At 77.2% G+C, this 668-nt stretch carries 1 protein-coding gene and 1 pseudogene; both read left to right on the top strand.

What is annotated here, in order from left to right; all coding sequences use genetic code 11:
* Positions 1-389 (top strand): annotated as a pseudogene (locus tag Q0L15_RS19620) (electron transfer flavoprotein subunit beta); the annotation flags it as partial.
* Positions 386-668, top strand: a 283-nt coding sequence (locus Q0L15_RS19615; protein ID WP_296606270.1) for a hypothetical protein, incomplete at its 3' end; no start/stop codon positions are given. The pseudogene Q0L15_RS19620 and the gene Q0L15_RS19615, both read left to right, overlap by 4 nt.

The raw sequence follows: 668 nt of genomic DNA, 5'->3' as shown, positions 1-668 counted from the left end.
CCCTCGGCGAGCGCCTGGGGCTGCCGGTGCTGTCCCGTGCGGTGGAGGTGACGGTGGCGGACGGCCGTGTGCGCGCGACCCGCCAGACCGAGCTCGGCCTCCACCGGGCCGAGGCCGAGCTGCCGGCCGTGCTGGCGCTCTCCGGGGAGGTCTGCGTGCCGCGCTACCCCTCGTTCCGCGACGTCATCGCCGCCAAGAAGGCGGTGGTCGAGACGGTGACACCGGCGGCGCTCGGCGTCCCGGAGCCCGAGCTCGGAGCCGCCGGCTCCCGGACTCGCGTGCTCGCCGCCGCGGCCGCGCCCGCGCGGGGCCAGGCCGAGATCATCGAGGACGACGGGGACGCGCACGAGCGCGTCGTCGACTTCCTCGCCCAGAGGAGACTGCTGTGACCCGTCGTGCGCTGCTGGTCGCCGAGCCCCGGTCCGGGGCCCTGTCCGCGGGACAGCTCGGTGTGCTCTCCGCGCTGGCCCGGGTGGCCGAGACGGTCGAGGTGCTGCTCCCGGTCGGGGCCGAGGGCGACGCCGCGGGCCTGACCGGTGTCCTCGGGCGGTACGGCGCCGGCGTGGTGCGGGTCGTCACCGGGCTGCCGGCCACCGCCGCGCCCCGGGTGGCCGTCGTCGCCGCGCTGCATCGGGAGCAGCCCTACGACCTGGTCGCCTTCGAGAACT

The sequence above is a fragment of the Nocardioides sp. genome, assembly GCF_024509035.1.
GTDB lineage: Bacteria > Actinomycetota > Actinomycetes > Propionibacteriales > Nocardioidaceae > Nocardioides.
This window is presented reverse-complemented; position numbering and strand designations above follow the sequence as displayed.